We start from the raw sequence: 19,343 nt of genomic DNA on the forward strand, positions 1-19,343 counted from the left end.
GCTATCACAACAGGAGAACAACGATGCCCGAAATCAGCATCCAGAAGCAATGCGCTGGTCTCACCGACCTGGTTAATGTCGAGTCGTTCGGCGAGCCAATTGGAGACTTGCCCCTACAAACCGATAATGGATTTTACTCAGAAGGAAATATGATCTGTGGCACCTGGGAATGTGACCCCGGCAAGCTGCAGCTTGATCTCGACGTCACCGAATTCTGCCACCTACTGGAGGGGCACTGGAAGTTCGTTTCCGAATCAGGTCAGGTATCAGAGGTAAAGGCAGGTGATAGCTGGGTATTTCCTCGCGGCTGGAAGGGAACAGCAGAAGTCATCGAGAAAGTCCGCAAAGTCTACATGATGATCACTGACTAAAAGTTCGAGCAATACGATGCTGACCCCAAGGTCTAATCCTCGGGGTCCGTGTCGAATTGCAAAAGGTCATCTGTAATGCTGTGCCAGCTTGCCTTAGAGCCCACATAAATGTGATAGCCAGCAGGCAGGCTTAGCTCGCCATCCATGGTTCCCATTGCGATATATAAATCATTTGGCTCAGACGTGAGTTCAACCATAATATTGGAACCGCAGTTAGGGCAGAACACCCGCGAGTGTGTTGAGGATGAAGCATAGCTCGCAATACGATCCTTACCTGGTAGGTAACTGAATGTATCCCGCACCACGCCGGCGAACGACGCAAAGGCAGCGCCATGCAAGCGTCTGCATTGACTGCAGTGACAGTGGCTGTAGTCGTGAATTTCCCCATCGACCCTGTAGGCCACCCCACCGCATTCACATTTGCCTGAGATCATTTCACTCTCCCGTTGTTAACGCGATCGCATCAGAGTTCATCCAGTAATTTGAAATAAAGCATACCAATAGCCAGACCTGGGCGACGCAGCAATTTCCCGCCGGGAAACGGCCAGTGGTTGATCTTGGAGAAGTAATCGAACCGTGTCGGCGATCCGGCAATCATTTCTGCAGTGATACGCGCCATGATGTGAGTGGGCGCTACGCCATGACCCGAGTACGCTTGGATGTAGCTGATATTATCGCCGATGTGGCCAAGCTGAGGCATTCGATTCAGCCCAATACCCATGTGGCCGCTCCAACCATAATCAATTCGGACCGATTCCAGCTCTGGATAAACCATTGTCATCTTCTTGCGCAGCGTACTGACAAGGTCCTTGGGTTCCAGCCCTGTATAGTTAGACAGGCCACCAAACAGCATGCGTCCATCCGCAGACAAGCGAAAGTAATCCAGTGCGGTGCGGGGATCACACACTGCTACGTCGCCGGGCAGTAACTGCTTGACCATTTCTTCTGACAGGGGCTCAGTTGCAATGACCGAACTGCATGAGGGTAATACTCGTTTAGCAAGCTTCGGCACCAGGTCGCCCATATAGGCATTACCGGCCAGCACCACTCGCTTGGCGGAAACACTACCCTGCTCGGTGCGAACAACAGGGCGCGCACCCTGGTCAATGCCAACAACCCGTGATTGTTCGTAGATTCGGGTGCCCATTTTTTCAGCGGCACGGGCCTCACCGATACACAGGTTGAGTGGGTGTAGGTGACCATTGCCACCATTGTAGAGACCACCCAGGTATTTCTTGGCACCCACGTACTGCTGGAGTTCATCTTTTTCCAACAGGCGCAGGTCATTGGTATTACCCTGGTCCTGCTCCCATTGCTTCCACTGGGCAAACTGTTTCATGTGGCGCGGCTTGATCGCCACATCGCAATATCCCCACTTGATATCACAATCTATCTGGTACTTGGCTACTCGCTCACGAATAATTTCAGGGCCTTCGAGTCCCATCTTGTAAATGGCTTCAACCCCATCGCAGGATATCTTTTTCTCAAAGCGATCCGCATCATGCCCAACGCCGCCAATAATCTGGCCACCGTTGCGACCAGAAGCGCCCCAACTGATGCGATTAGCTTCCAGCAGCACAACGTCATAGCCTCGTTCAGCTAACTCAACGGCGGTATTTACGCCAGTGAAGCCGCCACCGACAATCACAATATCGGCGCTCACATCATCCACCAGCGAGGCGTAGTTGGTCTGCCAGTTAGCAGTGGCAGCATAGTAAGAACTAGCGTGCTCTGAAGTCTCGGCGATTTTTTTCAATCCAAACATAGTCTCTCTCCAATCGGCAATACGGCATCACCCCGCAGGGCTAGCAGCTGAGTGTAATGGTCAGAAACTTATGAACGGATCGGCGTCCTCACCGCGAAAGAAGTTTTGCCAGGCCGAGGATGTACAGGCCCAGTGACTCCAGGCTATAAATGGCATCTTGTACGCTGATAAAATCATAGCGCCCGGCAATAAATTTGAATGGAACTGCTTTTTTGTACTCCTCTAATTCAGCCCGATGAAGCTCTGGAAGTCAATCCCCGAAGACCCCGCGAAAGACACTCCCGCCCTATACGACAGGTAGACAGTCGCTATTTCGATTACTATGTTCGATGGGTAATCAGAACAGGACGAAAATCTCTTGCAGCAGATCTGCGCCCAGTCCCATACCGGCTCTTACTACGCCGCTAGCGTTAATCATAAAACTGATTATCCGCAGCTGCGCGGTGAGCACAGTGCCGACGTATGCGTCATCGGCGCAGGATTCACCGGGGTTTCAACTGCCCTGCACCTTGCGGAGAAAGGCTACAAGGTTCATATCATAGAAGCCAACCGAGTCGGCTGGGGTGCCTCCGGCCGCAATGGCGGCCAAATCATAGGCGGCATTTCCGGCGAACAGAGAATGGCTCAGGAACTGGGCCAACAGGGCGAAAAGATCATGTGGGATCTGCGCTGGCGGGGCCATGACATCATTCGCCAACGCGTCGAGAAATACCAGATAGACTGTGACCTGAAGTGGGGCTACCTGGACGTTGCCATTAAACCCCGGCATTTGCGCAGTCAGCAGAACGAAAAAAACTACCTGGAAAGCCATCAGTTTCCACACGAGGTGCGCCATCTTTCTGCAGCTGAAACAGCTGAACTTATTGGCACAGAAAGCTACATTGGCTCATTGCTAAACATGGGTAATGGCCACTTGCACCCACTCAACCTGTGTATTGGTGAAGCACTGGCCGCCTGCTCTCTCGGTGCCACAATTTCTGAACAGACACCGGTGCTTCGCATTGAACGCGGAGCAAAAGCCAGGGTCATTAGCGAACAAGGATCGGTAATCGCAGACAGCGTTGTTCTGGCGGGTAATGCCTACCACCTCATAGAGCCCGAATTGAGAAACCATTTGGCGCCAGTAAACAGTTTTATTATTGCCACCGAGCCACTTAACGATGCCCAGGTTGAACGCTATAACCGCGAGGACATCGCGGTTTGCGACCCGAATTTTATACTGGAGTACTTCCGCCTTACAGCCGACAAGCGATTGCTATTCGGTGGCAGAAAAACCTATTTCGGCTCAGACCCCGAGCACATCAAAGGCATGCTATTGCCCAAGCTACGCAAGCATTACCCTGAGCTCGCCAAACTGAATATTGACTATGCATGGGGAGGCACGATTGGTGTCACAGTCAACCGCGTCCCGCAGCTGGGAAAACTCGATGACAATATTTTTTTCTCACAAGGTTACTCCGGTCACGGTGTTAACGTCACTCATCTGGCGGGCCAAATTATGGCCGATGCGGTCAGCGGCACATTGGAGACAATGGACATATTCGCTCAAGTCAAACCCATATCCATCCCGGGTCTCAGGCGCCTGCACAAACCGGCGGTCTCGCTCGGTATGCTGTACTATCGATTAAAAGATCTATTATAAAAAACCACTCTGTCAGATTAGAACCAGAACCATCAACACGACCACGGAGCGAGTGATGAACGTCGCCGATAAATCGGAGCTGGAACAGTTCCTGCAAAAAAACCCCGACATTGAAATGTTGGAACTCATGATGCCTGATATGAATGGTATTCTGCGCTGCAAGCGCATCCAGAAAAGAGAATTCGACGGTCTTTTTTCGAGTAACTTGAAAGGCCCCATAAGCATTCCATTTTTGGGCATTATGGGTACATTTTACGACGACGACACACCTGATGTATTTGAAGGCGACCCGGACGGCATAATACAACCCCAGTCTGGCACACTCTCCAGAATTCCCTGGCTTAAGTCAGCCACAGCGCAGGTGCTCACCAGTTTTTCCGACCTTGATGGTAGCCCCTCATGGACCGACTCACGCAATGTACTGGCCAGCGCTCTTGAGCGCTTCACCAGCGACGGCTTACACCCAACAGTTGCCACTGAGCTGGAGTTCTACCTGATAGAAACGGGTGATGACGGCGTTGCCAGGCCTTTACTGGGCCGGGTTCCCTGCAGCGACAGGCCACAACAAGGCATTCAATACTGCATGGCTGACGATCTTTTCGATCAGGACGCTTTCCTGGACGAGGTGCGCAGAGCCTGCGATATTCAGAACGTTCCACTGACAGCAATACACTCCGAGTTCTCTCCGGGTCAGTGGGAAATCAATACACAGCATACTAGTGATCCGCTGCTAGCCTGTGATCACGCCATGCTGCTGAAGCGCATTGTAAAGGGGGTCGCCCGCCAGCATGGAATGGCAGCCACATTTATGGCCAAACCTTTCGGAGAAATCGCAGGCAGTGGTCTCCATATTCACGCCAGCGTCTACGATAGCGACGGCAACAATATATTCAGTGAATCTAACAACACTAAAGGCGTCGACTCGCCAGCGATCTCTACCACCTTACGCCACGCCATAGGAGGCCTTGCAAAGGCCATGGCCGAATCCATGGTAATTTTCGCACCCAACGTCAATTCCTATCGCCGTTTCAAACCTGGTGCGTATGCACCAGTCAGCCCAACCTGGGGCTATAACCATCGCGATGTAGCCCTGCGAATCCCGGTCTCTTCTGACGATAACCGCAGGATTGAGCACAGAGTTGCAGGTGCCGATGCTAATCCCTACCTGACAATGGCCGCCTTGCTCGCCGGAATGCACTACGGCATCACCCATCAATGCGAGCCGGGACCCGAAACCCGGATGGGCACGGCACTGGAAAGCGATGAAGTTTTACTACCCAAACGCTGGGACGCCGCTTTGGCGCTGTTTCGCGATGCAAAAATACTTCCCGAATATCTGGGCGAACAATACTGCGCCTACTTCCAGAAAGTGCGCCAGGGTGAGTGCGATGACTATCACGCTCAAGTTCCTAGCTTGGATCACGACTGGTACCTGCGAGCACTTTAAAGTACCGCGTATTATTTTTCCTTGCGGGTGCGGCGATATTGAGCAGGAGTTTGTCCGGTGCTTTTTTTAAACGCCGCATAAAATGTTGAGGTAGAGTTAAAGCCCACGCTTAACGCAATGTCGAGTATGGCGCCCTTGCGACCACCCTGTGCAGAAAGCTGTTGTTCTGCTGCGTTAACCCGATACTGATTTACATAGTCGAAGAAGCTCATGCCAAAGCCCGAATTGATCGCCTGCGATAAATGATTAACGCTGCAATTCAACTCTGTAGCAAGCTGCGGCAGCGACAAGCTAGAGTCCAGAAACATCCGGTCCTCTTGCATCAGCTCAGCCAAACGTTCCATGACTCGCTTCAGGCCAGACTCGTCCAACCCAGATTTTGCGTAGCGGCGAGTGACAATGCCCCGTCCTGCCTGCATAGCGTCAGCGTCCTGATAATAGTCCTTGATCTTGCCTGCAGCATCGCCTTCCATGGTGATGAATTCTGCCCCCATCCAATCCAGGGAATCATCATCGGAGTCCATGGGTGATGCGCGGTATTGAAAGGCGATCGAATTTTTTGCAGTGTGAATTTCGCCTAACAGGCTGTAGCGATTTCTGTCTTGAGCAAAAAAAGAATTCAGGTGTTCAATGAATTCGTCGCGATTCCATTCCTGCTGCACGGGGATATCGCAGTATTTTCCGCTCCGGGACAGATGTTCTGCAACACCACCCGCATCATGCTGGTTCCATGCCTCGAAATAACTGGTAACAAAATCTTTTGAAGTCATTGCATAAAACCACCGCCATCAACATCAGGCGACCGCTGCACTCCTTATAGCATTTGCATCATTTAGCTCGGAAAGTTCAAGCGCTGCTGGTTTGCACCCCATGCTTTATGGAGGAAGATCACAACCACCTGCCGCAAACGCTCCGGCGCTGAAGCTTCGAGCTCCTCGAAAAACAGGGCGACGTCCACGTCCTACACCCTGTCAGAGTTGTTCACAGACTATCACTGGCTATTACAACATGCCATAAGACGAGTTGTATCCGGGCACAGAGCCAGTCAGGCATCAATTAATCACCGGGCCTGGGGGGAACTCAGCGATAGGGATATCTCGCAAATAATTTTCAGCATCAGGATTATCCAAGCCACGAGACCAGGCGTGCCCTGAGTGCACAGCATGCACCAGAGCGCCCGCAGCAAACGCATCTCCAATTCGCTCAACGGACTCAATGCCAGCGCCTTGCCATTGGGCCTCGCGATCACATAGGGACTGATACAGATCATCCGCAGGCAGCCTAAGCCCCACGATAACCACTGAACTCACCTCTAACGTTGATAATTCCCCAGTAAAAATATTACTAAGGGTAGCCAGCCCCGCTTCAAAGCTGTCCAGCAACGCCTGGGTAGTGATATCTACTCCCAGTTTGTGCAGATTCTGATGAACGAACGGCTGTTCGTTAGTCATGATTGTCCATGCTGACGCATGCCCAGCGGGCGTAGCATAAGTCACTGACATGCCCTGACCGGCCAGGGATTCTGCAATCGCCCCCCCCAGATAATAGTTGTCGAAGTCATAAACCAGTATCGGACCCCGGGGCACTTTACCTGCCGCCAGGTCGTCAGGCGTGTACACACCCGGCCCCTTTAACTCGCCTTTAGGGATTTCCAAAGAAGAATAGAGGGCTTGCGTCCAGCGGGCTCCGGTGGCAATAGCGACCCGCTGATGGCCCAGCCCCAGCACTTCATCCACACCCATCTCACTGTTACTGTAAAGGTTCACATTGCCCATTTTCTGTAGCGCATAGAGTCGGTAATCGCGCACTCTGCCCCAGGTGGCCAGGCCAGGAAGACTGGTTTCAAAACGCAGTCGGCCACCGAATTCAGGCGCCTTTTCAGCGAGCGTCACCTGATATCCGCGCCGAGCTGCGATAAGCGCGGCCTCCAGCCCCGCAGGACCACCGCCTACAATTAAAATGTTGTCATTGCTGGCTGCCGGGGAAACTTTTTCAGGATGCCAGCCACGGCGCCATTCTTCTCCTGCTGTGGCGTTCTGGGTACAGCGTACCGGCACCCCATCGTGCCAGCTGGAAATGCAGATGTTACAGCCTATGCATTCACGTATTTCATCTTCCCTGCCCTCACGTATTTTATTAGGCAGAAATGGATCGGCGATCGAGGGTCTTGCACCCCCTATTAAGTCCAGCACACCTCGCTTGATTTGCGACACCATAGTATCGGGGGAAGTAAAGCGCCCTACCCCCACAACGGGCTTGTCAGTGACCGTGCGTACAAAATCAATGACCGGCTCGTGCGCCCCTTCCGGGCGGAAGCGAGAGGCTCCGCAGTCTGTGGGGCTGGAGTCCATTTTAACGTCCCACAGATCCGGCAGGTCGGAGAGCAGGCTTACTACTTCGTGCGCCTGTGAAGCGAAATTATCACTGGCCTTGCCACGCAGCTCTTCCAGGCTGATACGCAGCGCCACGCCACAATCCTGGCCCACGGCGTCCTTGGTAGACTCGATTAATTCGCGCACAAACCTCACCCGGTTCTCCACACTGCCACCGTAGGCATCAGTGCGATGGTTGTAGTCATCCAACAGAAACTCGTAGCCGAGGTAACCCATGCCCGCATAAATATAAACAATATCAAAACCGGCACTGCGAGCACGCCGAGCGGCAGCCACTTGCCAGCCAATAACATCACGAATGTCTTGTTGATCCATCACCCGCGGCCGTAATTGCCCCATGAAACCCACATGAGTGGCAGCCCAGGGAATACCCGAAGGAGAGTAAGGCGCAATACGCGAACTACGATTCATCACCGCTGCGCCGCCGTGCCATAACTCTACAGCGGCAAGAGCGTCGTGCTGATGGATTGCATCGCAGGTCAACGCGTGAGAGCGAATGTCATTATCGTCCCATAGCCTGGCAAAAGGCAGCGGACTATCGTCGGACGAGGGATGGGTAGAGACCGCTCCCGTAGTGACGACGCCCCAGCCACCCTCAGCCTTGGTAGCCCGGAAAGCGGCACGGACCCGTGGATTGGCCTCGGTCATGCCACTGGCATGCGGCACCTGGTAAAAGCGGTTAGGTGCCGTGACGGGACCAATTTTTACTGGCTCAAACAATATCTCATAGTTAGGGTTCATTCACTTTCTCCCGGTAACTGCGCTGGCATTGATCAAGCTGAAAGCTTATTCAGTAAGGTCCGAAACATGAGCGCCGATACGATCAGTAACATAGCGCCTGATATCCAGATTCCAATCCTCCATGGGTGAAAATATACCGGCTCGATGCACCCTCGAATTCATACCTTGTTGCACTCGCTCGCAAATAGCCCAGTCCTGGCAGTTGACCTTGTGCCAGAAATCAACAGCGTCTGAAGGGTCAAAACCGGGCTTGCTCATTTCATGGGACTCGAACAAAAAATGGCAATCGATGGTCGTAAGATTGGCAGATTTTGCCTGCAATACGAACACCGCAACATGGTCACTGGAGGCACTCAAAAACAGGTTGGGGTAAACCAGATCGCCCTTGTGGCGAATCCGCTCATCAGCATTAAGTCCGGGGAACATTCTTCTTTCGGTAGTACCAGAAGCCGTAAACGTGACCGCACCCTCCCGATGAGGAACACCCCGGTCCCAGTCGAGTTCAGCGCCCCCTCGCTGCTTGAATACCGGAACCACTTCGCAAAGTTCCGGGTGCACAGGGCCACAGTGATAACACTCATTATAATTTTCGCAGATCACTTTCCAGTTCGCGGCCACCTCATAGGAAATGCTGTGGCCAATTCCAAGTTCCGCAAGAGGATAACGCTGGAACTGAGTGTCGGTGGTTGCGATCTGGGCAGGAAAATCTGGCGCTTCATCTGGAGTCAGATGAACGAATACAAAGCCGCCCCAGCTTGCCACAGAAACCGAATGGAGACTCAAATTCGCTAAATCTATCTCAGTCTCAGCTTTCAGGTGCGGCGCTCTCAGCAAGTCTCCGTCAAGACTATACGTCCATGCGTGATAGGGACACCTTATAGAGCGGCTTTCCATTACGCCGCCGCTCAAAGTGACTCCATGGCTACCCAAAGCATCGTGTGCATCGGGACAAAGGCGCGCACCTCGATGTCTGCAAACATTATAAAAAGCGCGCAATTGGCCGTCGCTGTTACGCAGCAGCAAAACACTCTCTCCGTACAAATCGAGTACTCGGTGACTGCCCGGATTCGGAATTTGCTCTTTCCTGCCTACACATAACCACTCGCGCATGAAAATATGTTCACGCTCTATCTGAAAAACATCGTTATTCAGATACCAAAAACTCGGCAGCGTAGATTCAAGCATGGGCGGCATTAAGCTGAAACCGTTTCTTGGTATTACGCATAATTTGCCAACTTGCCAAGGCCCCAGCCGCACAGAAAATCGCTATCGCGAAGTAGAAGTAGCGATAGCCCTCTGCACCAGGATAAGCATCAAGCAGAACACCGCCTAGCAACGGCATGAAAACATCAGGTGTAAAGCCAACCGCCGATATAACACCTGCAGCAGTGCCGGTGACTGCTGCATCGACCCCGCCTTCTTCAAGAAGCGCGAAGTAAATACCCCTTAAAGCAAAAATTGCCGCAGAAACAATCGCCGCGTTGATTAGCATGACAATCAGCCAAGACTGACCACCCGGTAAAATACCAAACACAATGAACCCTGCAGTGACGATTATAAATGAAACAAAAACGGTTTTGGATACACCAAAGCGGTCGGCGATGAAGCCTGCACCAGCCGCTGCAAAAGGTTTAAGCCACATTTTTCCAACCGCTATGGCACCGCCCAAAACAACACTCAAACCGAAAACATCTGTTGCGTAGGGAGTCAAGTAGTAGACACCCCAATAGGCACTGTAAGCAGTCATTACCACGATAGCGATCAGCCAGACGGCGGGCATCCTTAAAACTTCAAGAACCTCCTGTACGCCAACCTTGGTGGGAGCATCGCCCTGCTGCCGAACCTCATCATCGAGAATAAGCCAGGCCATCACAGCAAGCAGTATATTTGTAGCCGCGAACAGATTAATCACTTGGGACAGAGCAGTCGCATTACTGCCCAGCCAGGCGAATATTGCCAAAAATATACTCGAACTCATGAGTTCAGCAATGCCCCGGCCACTTTCAAGAATGCCGAAAGCTCGACCCTGTTGACCGGGTTGAGCCCAACTCCTTGTGGCCTTAATCATCGCCGCCCAGAACATCAGAGAGATGCTCACTCCCCAGAAGGCATGGATAGCAATGCCAATTTCATAAGACGGAAAACTCGCGAAGTAAAATCCGCCCACGCCCGTTGCTATCAGACTGCTGGTCATCAGTTTGCGTGGGGAGAATCGATCAGCCATCCAGCCGCCGGGAAAATAGCTGAGCAGCGATGTGAATCCAAACACGCTCATCTGCACGCCCATCTGGGTATTGCTGTAGCCAAAGGCTTCCTGCATGGGTATGTAATACACTTCACGCAGAAAGGGCAGCAGAAAAATGATACCGCCGGAAAAACACAGTATGGCCATCACCAGCCAGCGTTTTAGACTTTGCATTAAGCGATAAGCTCTTGGAGGCCAACGCTATAAAACACTACCCAGCACCCTGGCCAATATTTTGTGGAGGCACGTAATCAAAGATAAAATTGATACGTCCGGCATCGCCCTTGTTCATGACACTGTGCTTTTTCTGGTTGTTGATTTCGTAAACTTTGCCTACCTCAAACCGGTAGGGTCTTCCGTCTAGCATGAAGCGGACCCGTGGGTTACTGACAATTGGTATGTGAATACGATGCCCGTAGTGAAACGATGGATGGCTATCTCGATGCGGCTTGATCACCCCACCGGGCACTAATTTTGCCGCCATAGCTCTAATTATGGTGCCTCCGGGCGGATAATACTGCTCAAGAATCGCATGCATCAAGGGCACAGCCTGTTCTGAGAGCATGTCCCAACCGGCCTCCTTGCGCACCTCTATATCGGGCCAACCGGATCCATCAGTGAACACCAGCACGACTGACTGGGTTTGCTCATGAACCTCATAGGTCTCCTGGCGATACTCGTTACCATGCCAGACACCCTCGTCCAGACCCAAAATAGCCTGTTTCAGTGGCTCAATATCGAACTCGCCTAATTCCCGCAGCGGGACTCCTATATCCATAACTAGCTCTCTTTCATGACACCTGAACGCAGAAAAACACTGGCATCTGTGTCACTATATTACTATGCTTTAACGCCTAATTCAGGCAGCTATTTTTAGCATAGAGGTCGTCTGATCATCAACGCCCTTGAATGCACCATAAAGCCGCCACCCCTATATTTCAGGATTTTCAGTGACCGACCCAATGAACTTGAAAGATCTATTCAAACGCGCCGTAGACCTGATGAAGGAAAATGCCAACCAGGAGGCAGAGTCTGTCTGCCTGCAGGCGCTTGAAACTGATCCCTCGGATGTCAACTTCATTGCATTACTGGGCACCAGCCTTATGCGTCAGGGCAAGTTGAATGAGGCAGAGCAAACTCTACGTCGCGTGGTAAAAATTGCTCCCGGCTTTCCGCGCGCACAGGAGGACTTGGGTACCGCTTTGCTAAACCTGAAAAAGCCCTCAGAAGCGATTCCTTTTCTTGTAAAGGCTGTTGAACTCAATCCGCAAAGCGCCGAGAGTTTCTTCAAGCTTGGCGGCGCATTAAAAGCGACGGGGCATGACGATAAAGCGGAAGAAGCGTTTGCGCGATCGCGTGCTCTATCACCACAGAAAGGACAAATAGAGCAGGCATCTGTTTTGTTTGCCCAGGGCAAGTATAGAGAAGCTGAGACTGTCGCTAAAGAACTGGTCAGACAAAACCCGCAAGACGTCAACGCAGCCGCGCTGCTGGCGAGAATCGCAATACAAGCCCATTGCTATGACGATGCTGAGGCACTGCTGCGCAAGGTTGTTCAGATGGCTCCTCCATTTATTCAGGCCTGGCATGACCTGAGTACTGCTTTGAAAGAACAAAGTAAATTTACCGAAGCCATTGAAGCCCTGAAAAAGGCCCGTGAAATTGAGCCCGACAATGCGATAACGCATTATTTTCTTGGTGCTGCACTGGCAATGGACTCCAGCCCCGAGTTAGCTGAAGCATCCTACCAGAGGGCCTTGCAGATCGACTCTTCGTTATCAGGCGCTCACCTGGGGCTTGGTCACGTGCTAAAAACGCTGGGCAAGCAGGAAGAAGGCATCGCCGCTTACAGGGCAGCCATGAAGCTCAGGCCCAACTTTGGCGAAATTCACTACAGCCTCTCGAACCTGAAAACATTCGTTTTCGATGACGCCGAGATTGAGGATATGACCCGTCGACTGGAAAGCGAACAACTCAGCAAGGAATCCGTGGTGCATTTTTGCTTCGCCCTTGGCAAAGCTTTTGAAGATGCCAAGGATTATGACAAGGCATTTGAGTATTACAGCAGAGCAAACGAAACGCATCGCGAGACTATTGCTTATGACCCAGTACAAACAGAGGTTATCCATAACAAGATTCGCGATGTGTTTAGCGCTGAACTGTTCGAACAATTTGCCTCACAAACAGTTGGCTGTGAAGACGCAGCACCAATTTTCATTCTGGGCTTACCGCGCTCAGGCTCTACATTGCTAGAGCAAATTCTGGCCAGTCACAGCCAGGTCGACGGCACCAGTGAGCTTGCTGATCTCAGCCTGGTTTCTCAATCACTCACCGACAGAACTCGCGGAGTCGCTTATCCTGGAATCATTTCAGAGTTAAGCGGTGAGCAGTTGCGCGAACTGGGCGACAAGTACATTTCTCAAACTCAGCGTTACCGAGCTGGTGGCGTTTACTTCACCGACAAAATGCCTAACAATTTTCCCCACATCGGGTTCATAAGCCTGATTCTGCCCAACGCAAAAATCATTGATGCCAGACGACACCCCATGGACAGTTGCCTGGGTTGTTTTAAACAGCATTTTGCGAAGGGCCAAACATTTACTTACGATTTATTTGAGCTGGGTGAATTCTATCTTGAGTACCAATCGATGATGGATTACTGGGATTCAGTGCTACCGGGTAAGGTACTCCATGTACAGTATGAGGACGTGGTCTCAGATCTGGATAATCAGGTTAGGAGAATACTCGACTACTGTGATCTCCCGTTTGAAGAGGGCTGCGTTAACTTTCACAATACCGATAGGGCCGTAAGAACGGCAAGCTCTGAACAAGTCAGGCAGCCTATTTACTCACGGTCCGTCAACACCTGGAAGCGGTTTGGCACCAACCTGAACCCTCTGATCGACGTACTATCAACCATTCTTCCCACCGAGAAAGGAGATATCTCTAATGGCAGCTGATCTCTCACAGCTTCCAAAACTTGTGACCACATCTGTTGTAAGAGGTAGCGAAAAGGGCCAAAGCCATGGCGGCCTTTACATTGTTGATTTTGCCGAGGGAAAAGTAGAACAACGTCTGGATTGGAATACGAGTGAAATAGACTTCACGGGACGAGGCTGGGACCGAGGATTACGTGGCATTGAGTTTAATAGTGATCAGGTGTTTGTAGCCGCCAGTGACGAACTATTCTGTTACACGCCCGATTTCAAGCTTGAGGCGTCCTATACCAACCCTTACCTACGTCACTGTCATGAAATTAGCCGCCGTGATGACAAACTCTTCTTAACCTCCACCGGTTACGACAGCGTGCTCGCTTTTGACCTGATTAAACGCAAGTTTACCTGGGGCGTGTATTTGAGTCGCAACGGCAAGCAATGGGTAGCGCAAACCTTTGACCCTGAGTCCTCGGGAGGCCCGTCTCTCAGCAATAACTACCATATCAATATGATACATGTCGCCCGTTCAGGCATTTTTATCAGCGGCCTGAATACGCGCGCCCTGTTGCAACTCACAGGCGAAATGACAGTCGATGAAGTCTGTAACCTGCCCCAGGGCTGCCACAACGCCCAACCATTTAACGGCGGCGTGCTGTTGAATGATACCGGCAACGATGTGATTCGTTACGTCTCTAGAGAGGGCCGTCAGTGCGCCTTGCCAGTGCTTACCTACGACCGGGAAGCGTTAGATTTTGTCGGCGTTGACGACTCGAGAATCGCTCGCCAGGGCTTTGGTCGCGGGCTTTGTCCATTGAACGAGAGATTTGTGGTGGGCGGGTCTTCGCCTTCAACGCTTAGCATCTATGATTTGCAGGAAGGACAACGAGTCGCTGCTGTTAATCTTACAATGGACATTCGCAACGCCATTCACGGATTAGAAGTCTGGCCCTACTAGGGCTAATTTAACGGACACAAAAAAGGGCACGTAACAACGTGCCCTTTTTTGTTCCAATACAAATTCAGCTAAGACTTAAAACCTGTACCTGAAGCTGATACCTGCGTTCCTCGGTCTGATGATGTTGACGCTACTTCGCCCAAAGAACGGGTCAAAATCACTGGAGTCGTAATAAGTTACGCCCCTCTCGTCATCAAGGTTATTGACATAAATCCTCGCCATCCAGCTGTCTGTCGACAGCCCCATGCTTATGTCAGTTTGGGAATAATCTTCCTGCAACACGCGTGGGGATGAGCTAGCATCGAACAACTGGTTGTAGGACTCGCCGGTATAACTGTGTTGCAGCCTTATGTAGATGTCCGACCCACCGAACATTCCCATTTCCCAGCCATACTCAGCGTAACCAGACCAGGATTGGTCTGCGAACAAGGGTAAGTCCGAGGTTGGTTCAAGGCCCAGTGTGGCCTCGCCTCCAGGAAAGCGATCATCAGGATAGCTTGTGGGAGCTTCAACTTCAGCCTTATCGATATAGGTCATGTTAAAGCCGATTTGAAAATTCTTGGTAATGACAGCCTTTAAGTCCATGTCAATACCCTGAACCTCGGCATCGCCAAGGTTTGCCACAACAACCTGGAACGGTTCACCTACATTGAAGCTCGGGTCAGTTGCCTCTAACTGAACATCTTTCCACTCCATATTGTAGGCAGTCGCGTTAAATTGGAAACGACCATCCCACCAGACGGACTTAATACCAATTTCCATATTTTCGAGTGTATCGGATTCATATTCGAACGGCAGGGTAGGATCGCCACGGCCTCGGTTAACACCTCCCACCCGATAACCCTCGGAATAAAGACCATAAACCATCACATCATCGGTGAAGTTATATTGCAAGCCTGCCTTGGGCACAAAACCATCATCTTCACCTCCGGCCTGCAGATCTTGCTCCAATCGCGTTTGTGGGCGATACACCTGATAGTCACGGTCAATATCGACATCAAACCAGCGACCACCAAGAATCAGAGAAAGCTTTTCAGTCAGGTTGTAGTCGACTTCACCAAATACGGCCATATCAGTCCTGGTACTCTCCTGTATCGACAGCCACCAACCGTCCGTGGGCGCAATACCTGGGTAGTAATACGACCAGGTTTCGAAGGCCGGTGAATTACGATAATCGTCAAGGTAGGAAATAAAGTCCCAGCGCTCTTCCGTTTCCTGATAGAAAACGCCCGTCGTCCACTGCATCTTTTCTGTTGAACCACTCAGGCGAAATTCCTGCGTGAATGCTTCGTTGCTCTGGTCGTTTGATTGCGCGCCGATGGGGTCAAGCCCGAAGTTATAAGCCTGGTAACCCGCGTAGATGCCTAACGTATAGTGGAAGTAAGCTGAGTAGGCCTGTGTATCAGTTTCATAATAGATCTCACGGTCATAATAAGATGTCGCAGAGACCAGCTGCGCGAAACCCAAATCTCCCTCTATAACAAGGCTAATCTGGTACCACTCGTCCTCGCGAGTTTCTTTATTAAATTTGATCGTCTCCAAATCACCAACCGTTTCGTCGTAATCGTTCCATCCATCAGCTTCGATTTTCTGATAGTTGATACCGACCGTGGCAGCCCAGTCGTCGTTCATAAGCCAGCGCACCTGAGCGCGAGCACCCAGCCAATCTACGCTATTGATATCGTCATCAACGACGGAAGCGTTGGTTTTTTTGCCTCCGAGGCCAGATCCATATTGGTTTGGACCATCGACTACAGTTGTGCCCAACACATTATCGATGTAACCGCCTTCGGTGGCACTAAAGCCCGTTAAACGAATAGCCAGTTTATCTTCGATAATGGGAATGTTGACAGTGGCGTCAAAGTCATAGCCCTCTTCGCCATCTTTGGTGGTGTTAACTTCTGCACCGACCACCGCACTAAAGGCAGAGGCATCTGGCTTGTTGGTGATGTAGCGCACGGTTCCGGATTGTGAACTTGCGCCGTAGAGTGTTGATTGCGGCCCAGCCAACGCCTCAATACGAGCGATATCTGCGGGATAGATATCAGGCGCTTGCGATGTGACGGTCATGGGTTGCTCGTCGAGATAAATAGCGGCCGTAGGATCCACCAGGAAGCCACCGCCGTCACTCACACCACGGAAGGTGATGGTATTCTGACCCGGTGAGGTGCTCGACACACTTAAGCTAGGAACAAAACGGCTAAAATCTTCCAGGGTAACGAGGCCCTGCTTCTTCATTTGATCGCCGGTGAGCGACAGAATGTGCATGGGCACATCCTGCGTACTTTCCGTGCGTTTTCGTGCGGTAACAACGACCTCTTCAAGCGCCAAGCTTTGCTCATCCTGGCCACTGGCAATGCTTGCACCTGTCATGCCCATTGCTGCAGCTACGGATCGAGCAATTATTGTCATCGAAAAATGTTTGGGTAGGTTCGCGCCACTTTGTTTAATCGACATACGCTATCGTCTCATTGTTAGTTATTTTGCGGTACTTCCCAATGCCATCACGCTTCTATGTGCTGCGAATGACGAACAACGGAATGGATTGACCTACGCCTATACTCCGATAAATTTTGATCCAGATCAAGCGATCTTGGACGGGAGTCATTAAAAAGTTAGCGAAAACAATCGTTCGATTGATATCAGCTCTCCTGCTAGACTCTTTTGGCGTCAGTTTTCATGCTTGCACCCGGTAAATTCAATATTTCAGCGTTTAAGGGAACACCCATTATGAGTCTTGCCCCGCTATGCTGCCGCACAAGCCAATTTCCCGAGACTCTCTCATAAGATCATGGTCAGCGCAAACCCAAAAGCGAACGAGCAACGCTCCCAACCACTGACAAATATCCGACAGTGGATAAAACTAACGGTTTATAGCCTTTTGCTCGCTAACTTCGCTTTTTATATCCACGATGACTGGACCATTGCACAACACACGCTGAATGAAAACAGCTCGTTACTGGACTGGACTTCAGCATTTGCCGCAAGTATCGATGAACTCGCCTGGTTCGTATTATTGTTTCTTTTCGAACTGGAGACCTATGCATTACCCGACGAAAAATTCACCCGAGCACGAGTCATACTCATGCATTCCGTCAGGGCAGTATGTTATGTGTTTTTAGCGCACACATTATTCGCTTATGGCACCGCAACGGTTGATTTGAACAGTCTTAGCCAGGTCGAAGGCAGCAATAATCTCTGTGATTTCGTCACAGAAGAACTCTCGTTCGGCTATAACCTCGACTACACCGAGCTGGATGCAGAAAATTGCGCCCATCTTTCTTCAAGCACACAGTTTTACCTGATCGATGAAAACCTGATAGTGACTGATGCCGCGGGATTGGTCATCGAAAAGCAGCTGACCCAGCTGGACCTGATGGAGGCCCTCATTTGGCTATTGATCCTGCTGATTATCGAGGTCATGGTCAGAATGCAGGAGCGTGACATTACCCGCAGCCGGATGATGAGCGCACTTAAAGCACTGAAGTTCATGCTGTACGGATTGCTATGGGGTGCCGCAGCCTACTGGATATACCGAGGCCATTACGTTTATGCCTGGGACGAAGCCCTTTGGATTTTGGGGTTCTCGGCCATTGGCATGAACTTGTCAGAGTGGCGTAAAGAAATCGAACAAGAGCAAGAAGCCGCCTCCTAGAAAGGCGGCGGTGGTGTTTGCCGGGCTCTCGCTGGCGCCCAAAACGGCTGATCCTTGATCTCACAGCGCGCCACTTTTTCGTAGTACCGCAACTCTTTCTCATAGTAAATTTCTGCCCATACAGAGCCGTTTAAACGAGGGGTCTCTATCATCGCCAGGGCGATATTGGCCTTGGCCGATGGGGACCACATCGCGGAAGTCACGTAACCAATTTTTTTCCGACAGGCCTTATCACTGTATAGCCAAGAGCCGTCCGCAACCTTGTTACCTTCGATATCCAATTTGACTAGAGTGTAATGAGGCCCTTGCTGCTTTTCAGCCAGTAACGCCTTACGGCCATTGAAATGCGGCTTTTTAAAATCAACCAGCCAACCCAGGCTCAGTTCATAAGGCGTATGGTCGTGTTCGAAATGAACCGTTTTCAATGCCTCATTAAATTCCATGTCGGGCATAATGAAGCCCGCTTCCAGACGCGCCATATTGGTAGCGGTTTCGCCGTAGGGGTGAATACCGTAGTTCTCGCCCGCAGCGTAGAGCACATCCCATAGCGTCAGTGCCAACTCCGGCGTCACCCAGAGTTCATAGCCAAGATCCCCGGTGAACCCGGTCCGAGAAACCATTAATGAACCTCCGTGGAACGGGAAATGAGCAATACCAAACGGTTTGAGTGTTGCAATGTCTTCCAATCCCATTTGCTGTAAAACAGTACAGGAGGTAGGTCCCTGTAATGAGAGTGCGGCGGTCTCGTCAGTAACATCACGCACTGTCATCTGATCAAAACCCAGCACGCTTTTGCGCAACCATGCTACGCTGGGACTGCCACAGGTGAGCATAAAGCGGTCGTCGGCGAGTCGAAAAATCGTCCCGTCGTCTATCATCCGTCCCTCGTCTGTACACCAGCAAACATAGGTCACTCGATTAATACCCAGCTTACTGACATCCCGGGTCACCATCCGGTTGAGCATGGCCTCGGCATCGGGTCCCGATATTTCGTATTTCTGCATGGGGGTAATGTCATAGGTGCCACAGGTATTGCGAATGCAGAAATATTCGTACTCCGCATCGTAGTAGTAGTCGGCAAACTTGTAGCCATTCCAAGACGACCAGGCCTCGCGTAAATTCAAGGCCGACTGGCGAGGGTGAAAGGGTGATTCCCTCAGGCGCTCACCGGCAAAACGATCTTCTGTATTCAT

The 19,343-nt window shown here is 51.2% G+C and carries 15 protein-coding genes; 6 read left to right on the top strand and 9 right to left on the bottom strand.

Features of this window, described 5'->3' with window-relative positions; genetic code table 11:
- Positions 1–23 precede the first annotated feature (23 nt).
- Positions 24–371, top strand: coding sequence for a cupin domain-containing protein (locus tag EYC87_RS12980; RefSeq protein ID WP_007228597.1), 348 nt, complete (start codon positions 24–26; stop codon positions 369–371).
- Between the two features lie 32 nt (positions 372–403).
- Here the strand turns inward: EYC87_RS12980 and EYC87_RS12985 are convergent, their stop codons facing one another.
- Both EYC87_RS12985 and EYC87_RS12990 read right to left on the bottom strand, forming a co-directional pair.
- Positions 404–805: a GFA family protein gene (locus EYC87_RS12985; protein ID WP_040540803.1), complete on the bottom strand. Its 402-nt coding sequence runs from the start codon at positions 803–805 to the stop codon at positions 404–406.
- A 29-nt stretch (positions 806–834) separates the two neighbouring features.
- Positions 835–2,136: an NAD(P)/FAD-dependent oxidoreductase gene (locus tag EYC87_RS12990; protein ID WP_279253262.1), complete on the bottom strand. Its 1,302-nt coding sequence runs from the start codon at positions 2,134–2,136 to the stop codon at positions 835–837.
- 358 nt (positions 2,137–2,494) lie between these two features.
- On the opposite strand from EYC87_RS12990, the gene EYC87_RS12995 reads away from it, so the two are divergent.
- Both EYC87_RS12995 and EYC87_RS13000 read left to right on the top strand, forming a co-directional pair.
- Positions 2,495–3,778, top strand: a complete 1,284-nt coding sequence (locus EYC87_RS12995; RefSeq protein ID WP_007228640.1) for an NAD(P)/FAD-dependent oxidoreductase — start codon at positions 2,495–2,497, stop codon at positions 3,776–3,778.
- A gap of 55 nt (positions 3,779–3,833) precedes the next feature.
- Complete coding sequence (locus EYC87_RS13000) at positions 3,834–5,225, top strand: glutamine synthetase family protein (RefSeq protein WP_007228448.1); 1,392 nt, start codon at positions 3,834–3,836, stop codon at positions 5,223–5,225.
- Between the two features lie 11 nt (positions 5,226–5,236).
- Here EYC87_RS13000 and EYC87_RS13005 read toward each other — a convergent pair whose 3' ends face one another.
- The 5 genes from EYC87_RS13005 to EYC87_RS13025 form a co-directional block, all read right to left on the bottom strand.
- Positions 5,237–5,995 (bottom strand): helix-turn-helix domain-containing protein, encoded by a 759-nt coding sequence (locus EYC87_RS13005; protein ID WP_279253263.1) that lies wholly within the window; start codon positions 5,993–5,995, stop codon positions 5,237–5,239.
- Positions 5,996–6,277: 282 nt separating this feature from the next.
- The gene (locus EYC87_RS13010; RefSeq protein WP_007228627.1) at positions 6,278–8,359 is read right to left on the bottom strand and encodes an oxidoreductase; all 2,082 of its coding nucleotides are present in this window, start codon (positions 8,357–8,359) and stop codon (positions 6,278–6,280) included.
- Positions 8,360–8,404: 45 nt separating this feature from the next.
- Positions 8,405–9,553, bottom strand: coding sequence for an aromatic ring-hydroxylating oxygenase subunit alpha (locus tag EYC87_RS13015; protein ID WP_279253264.1), 1,149 nt, complete (start codon positions 9,551–9,553; stop codon positions 8,405–8,407).
- Complete coding sequence (locus EYC87_RS13020; RefSeq protein WP_279253265.1) at positions 9,537–10,778, bottom strand: MFS transporter; 1,242 nt, start codon at positions 10,776–10,778, stop codon at positions 9,537–9,539. Before EYC87_RS13020 ends, EYC87_RS13015 begins: the two co-directional genes overlap by 17 nt.
- A gap of 37 nt (positions 10,779–10,815) precedes the next feature.
- Positions 10,816–11,382 carry an aspartyl/asparaginyl beta-hydroxylase domain-containing protein gene (locus EYC87_RS13025; protein ID WP_007228639.1) on the bottom strand — a complete coding sequence of 189 codons (567 nt, stop codon included), beginning with the start codon at positions 11,380–11,382 and terminating at the stop codon, positions 10,816–10,818.
- Positions 11,383–11,554: 172 nt separating this feature from the next.
- On the opposite strand from EYC87_RS13025, the gene EYC87_RS13030 reads away from it, so the two are divergent.
- Together EYC87_RS13030 and EYC87_RS13035 are read left to right on the top strand one after the other, a co-directional pair.
- On the top strand, positions 11,555–13,564 hold the full coding sequence (locus tag EYC87_RS13030) for a tetratricopeptide repeat-containing sulfotransferase family protein (RefSeq protein WP_279253266.1): 2,010 nt from the start codon (positions 11,555–11,557) through the stop codon (positions 13,562–13,564).
- Positions 13,554–14,495 carry a hypothetical protein gene (locus tag EYC87_RS13035; RefSeq protein ID WP_007228547.1) on the top strand — a complete coding sequence of 314 codons (942 nt, stop codon included), beginning with the start codon at positions 13,554–13,556 and terminating at the stop codon, positions 14,493–14,495. Before EYC87_RS13030 ends, EYC87_RS13035 begins: the two co-directional genes overlap by 11 nt.
- A 75-nt stretch (positions 14,496–14,570) precedes the next feature.
- On the opposite strand, the gene EYC87_RS13040 is transcribed toward EYC87_RS13035, so the two are convergent.
- Complete coding sequence (locus EYC87_RS13040; RefSeq protein WP_279253267.1) at positions 14,571–16,952, bottom strand: TonB-dependent receptor; 2,382 nt, start codon at positions 16,950–16,952, stop codon at positions 14,571–14,573.
- Positions 16,953–17,286: 334 nt separating this feature from the next.
- On the opposite strand from EYC87_RS13040, the gene EYC87_RS13045 reads away from it, so the two are divergent.
- Complete coding sequence (locus EYC87_RS13045; RefSeq protein WP_279253268.1) at positions 17,287–18,150, top strand: hypothetical protein; 864 nt, start codon at positions 17,287–17,289, stop codon at positions 18,148–18,150.
- Here EYC87_RS13045 and EYC87_RS13050 read toward each other — a convergent pair.
- A complete protein-coding gene (locus EYC87_RS13050; protein WP_279253269.1) occupies positions 18,147–19,343 on the bottom strand; it encodes an aminomethyl transferase family protein in 1,197 nt (398 codons plus the stop codon). The two genes, EYC87_RS13045 and EYC87_RS13050, sit on opposite strands and share 4 nt — an antisense overlap.

Source organism: Candidatus Seongchinamella marina (assembly GCF_026262685.1).
Taxonomy (GTDB): domain Bacteria; phylum Pseudomonadota; class Gammaproteobacteria; order Pseudomonadales; family Halieaceae; genus Halioglobus; species Halioglobus marinus.

Coding starts and splice junctions, on each gene's coding strand:
- EYC87_RS13015 (WP_279253264.1), bottom strand. CDS start 9,553: ATGCCGCCCATGCTTGAATCTACGCTGCCGAGTTTTTGGTATCTGAAT.
- EYC87_RS13020 (WP_279253265.1), bottom strand. CDS start 10,778: ATGCAAAGTCTAAAACGCTGGCTGGTGATGGCCATACTGTGTTTTTCC.
- EYC87_RS13045 (WP_279253268.1), top strand. CDS start 17,287: ATGGTCAGCGCAAACCCAAAAGCGAACGAGCAACGCTCCCAACCACTG.
- EYC87_RS12985 (WP_040540803.1), bottom strand. CDS start 805: ATGATCTCAGGCAAATGTGAATGCGGTGGGGTGGCCTACAGGGTCGAT.
- EYC87_RS13035 (WP_007228547.1), top strand. CDS start 13,554: ATGGCAGCTGATCTCTCACAGCTTCCAAAACTTGTGACCACATCTGTT.
- EYC87_RS13000 (WP_007228448.1), top strand. CDS start 3,834: ATGAACGTCGCCGATAAATCGGAGCTGGAACAGTTCCTGCAAAAAAAC.
- EYC87_RS13025 (WP_007228639.1), bottom strand. CDS start 11,382: ATGGATATAGGAGTCCCGCTGCGGGAATTAGGCGAGTTCGATATTGAG.
- EYC87_RS13005 (WP_279253263.1), bottom strand. CDS start 5,995: ATGACTTCAAAAGATTTTGTTACCAGTTATTTCGAGGCATGGAACCAG.
- EYC87_RS12980 (WP_007228597.1), top strand. CDS start 24: ATGCCCGAAATCAGCATCCAGAAGCAATGCGCTGGTCTCACCGACCTG.
- EYC87_RS13050 (WP_279253269.1), bottom strand. CDS start 19,343: ATGAATACAGAAGATCGTTTTGCCGGTGAGCGCCTGAGGGAATCACCC.
- EYC87_RS13010 (WP_007228627.1), bottom strand. CDS start 8,359: ATGAACCCTAACTATGAGATATTGTTTGAGCCAGTAAAAATTGGTCCC.
- EYC87_RS12990 (WP_279253262.1), bottom strand. CDS start 2,136: ATGTTTGGATTGAAAAAAATCGCCGAGACTTCAGAGCACGCTAGTTCT.
- EYC87_RS13040 (WP_279253267.1), bottom strand. CDS start 16,952: ATGTCGATTAAACAAAGTGGCGCGAACCTACCCAAACATTTTTCGATG.